General features: G+C 68.2%; 3 protein-coding genes. All 3 read right to left on the bottom strand.

Annotation, left to right across the window (positions count from 1 at the left end):
• Nucleotides 1-762, bottom strand: a 762-nt coding sequence (locus ABEA15_RS13300) for an ice-binding family protein (protein ID WP_345556875.1), incomplete at its 3' end; no start/stop codon positions are given.
• 588 nt (nt 763-1,350) lie between these two features.
• Complete coding sequence (locus ABEA15_RS13295) at nt 1,351-1,563, bottom strand: hypothetical protein (protein WP_345556874.1); 213 nt, start codon at nt 1,561-1,563, stop codon at nt 1,351-1,353.
• Nucleotides 1,560-2,234 (bottom strand): MMPL family transporter, encoded by a 675-nt coding sequence (locus ABEA15_RS13290; protein WP_345556873.1) that lies wholly within the window; start codon nt 2,232-2,234, stop codon nt 1,560-1,562. The genes ABEA15_RS13295 and ABEA15_RS13290 overlap by 4 nt, the downstream gene beginning before the upstream one ends.
• Between the last annotated feature and the right edge of the window lie 506 nt (nt 2,235-2,740).

The following is a 2,740-nucleotide window of genomic DNA, read 5'->3' as shown; positions in this document are numbered from 1 at the left end:
GTCGCCGTTCCCGTCGCCGTTCCCGTTCCCGTTCCCGTCGCCGTTCCCGTTCCCGTTCCCGTTCCCGTTCCCGTTCCCGTCGCCGTTCCCGTTCCCGTCGCCGTTCCCGTCGCCGTTCCCGTTCCCGTTCCCGTCGCCGTTCCCGTTCCCGTCTTCGTCGCAGTCAGCCCGCTGGATCACGTTGTTGTCGAGCGTCACTTCACCGTTGCGAGCCAACAGACGGCCGTCGACCGTGGCACCCGTGTTCGCGCTGATCGACGTCAGCGCCAGGATGTTGCCGGTGAACGTAGAGTTGGTCCCCAGCGTCGCCGAACTCCCGACCTGCCAGAAGACGTTGCAGGCCTGGGCGCCGTTCACCAGGTTGACGTCACTGGCCGACCCGGTGATGAGTGTGGACCCGATCTGGAAGATGAACGCGGCGTCCGGGTCACCCTGAGCATCCAGCGTCACCGTTCCGGTCAGCCCGAGCGACGAACTGGCCTGGTAGACACCGGGTGTGAACGTCTGCCCCACGAGGTCACCGGAGACGCTGGCGGTGGCTGGACGCCCGGCCGCGTCGTTGTACGCGGTAGTCAGGTCGGACTGCGCCTGGAGGGCGACGGCATCCGCGGTGTGGGTCGCCCCGGTGACGGTTCCCGGAGGGAATCCGGTGACAGCGGTGCCTGGGTGGACCCCCAGATCCCCGCCGACGACACTGGGCCCGGTGTTGGTGACCGCCTGGCCGGCCAGGACTGCGAAACTGTCAGCGGTACCGAGGTCCACTGGTGCGGGCTGCGCTCGCGCGCTGGTTGCCGTGAGGCCCAACATTGCGAGAGCCAGCATGAGGGCGAATCCGGCCGCCGCCAGGACATAAGGAGGCGAAAACCGGAAAGCGCGCATCGAGCTAGATTTCATCTAATACACTCTCTCTGAATCAGGAACTCGACCGCAGACGAAATCCAGACGGAAACCTCGTTCCACGGTCGTCGAGGATGGTTCTTGCGACGTCGCCTGAGCAGCCCATGGACACCAAACGGCACCCAGAACCTCTACTCGGGAATGAACTGTACCCATCCACCCGAGTATTTCCGAAGCGAACCGCCGAGCCGGCCCGAAAAGACCGCGGGCCTTCGACGGCTTACCTATGACCCCTGATGCGTAGATTTAGAGTGTTTTGCATTATCCTATTTGGAAATCGTGGGTCAGCGCCGAAACGGCGACACTGGAGATCTTGCATCATGCGCCGCGCACTGATGCGGCCAGACCGCGCGGGTAATCCCGGCGGTCAGATACGGGCAGCGCCGGGCGCAGAATCGGCCCCGGGCCATTCGGCAGAGAACCCATTCTCCGGGCCCTACTCCCGATGCCGCGCTACCACTCGGCGGGTCCGCCCCCGGCGGGCTCGCCGCGCGCGGCGCTGTCGGCGTCCGCGCTCTCCGCCGGCTGCCCCCCGGCCGGTGCCAGGTGGGCGGTGCCCAGGCGCTCGCCCTCGATGTCGACGTCGGGCAGCAGCGCGTCCAGCCACCTCGGCAGCCACCAGGCCGCCCGGCCGAACAGGGCCATCACCGCCGGGACCAGGGTCATGCAGACCAGGAAGGCATCGAAGAGAACCCCGCCGTCAGCACGAAGGCGATGGGCTTGACCATCGCGTTGTCGCCGACGAACGACGCCAAGACGATGACCATGATCGCCGCCGCCGTGACCACCCGGGCGCCCTGGCAGAACCCGGTGGCCACGGCCCCCTGCGCGTCGCCGTGGTGCACGTAGTCCTGGCGCATCCTCGAGACCAGGAACACCTCGTAGTCCATGGCGAGCCCGGACAGGATCCCCACGAGCAAGGTCGGCATGAACGCCGGCAGCGTCGGCGCGGGGCTCGACGGCCAGCAGCCCGGCGCCGTAACCCCACTGGACACGGCCACCGTCAGCCCCAGCGCCGCCCCCGCGCTGAGGACGAAGCCCAGCGCGGCTTTGAGGGGCACGACGATCGAGCGGAACACGACCGCCATCAGGATCAGCGCGAGTCCCACGACCACCGTCACGAACACCGGCAGCGAGTCGGCCAGGCTCTCGGAGACGTCGATGGCCGTGGCGGTGGCGCCGGCGACCGCGATCCACGCCCCGACCTCCTCGTCGATGTCGTCGGACATCCCCCGCACCTCGTGCAGCAGGTCCTCGGTCGCGTAGGCCGAGGGGCCGGTCTCGGGGACCACGGCGATGATCGCGGTGCCCTCGACGTCGTTCAGCTGGGGCGGCATGACCTCCTGGACTCCGTCGAGCTGCTCCAGGCGCTCGGCGACGTCGTCGGCGGCGGCCGGGGTGTCGGACAGGCCCGTCAGGTGGGCGCAGCACAGCGGTGGCCGTGCCGCCCCGGCCGCCGAACCGGGTCTCCATCAGGTCGGTGGCCTGGTCCGACTCAATGCCGGGGATGCTGAAGGTGTCGTCCATGGGCGCGGAACTGCACTGCGGCGCCGAGCACGGCGATGAGCACCACCGCCCAGATGTCCGCAACCAGCCATCTCCGGCATAGCGCGAATCCGCCCAGGCGGTACAACAGTCGGGCCATGCTCGCACTTCCTCTCGTCCGCCCTGATCGTCCGCGACCACCCCGTCCGGCCCTGATGAGGAGGCGCCACGAAGAGGATGAGAATCCGATGTGAGTCCACCGCGGGAGGTGAGACCGTCGTCCCTAGTGCTCTGACCGGAAAGGTTCGCCGGGTCGGGTGATCGGTGCCAGGGTTGGCTGCAAAGCGCAGCCGACTGA

Origin of the sequence: Streptomonospora halophila, from assembly GCF_039542725.1 — a bacterium.
GTDB classification, from domain to species: domain Bacteria; phylum Actinomycetota; class Actinomycetes; order Streptosporangiales; family Streptosporangiaceae; genus Streptomonospora; species Streptomonospora halophila.
Note: the sequence above shows the minus strand (reverse complement) of the source record. Positions and strands in the feature narration are given on the sequence as shown.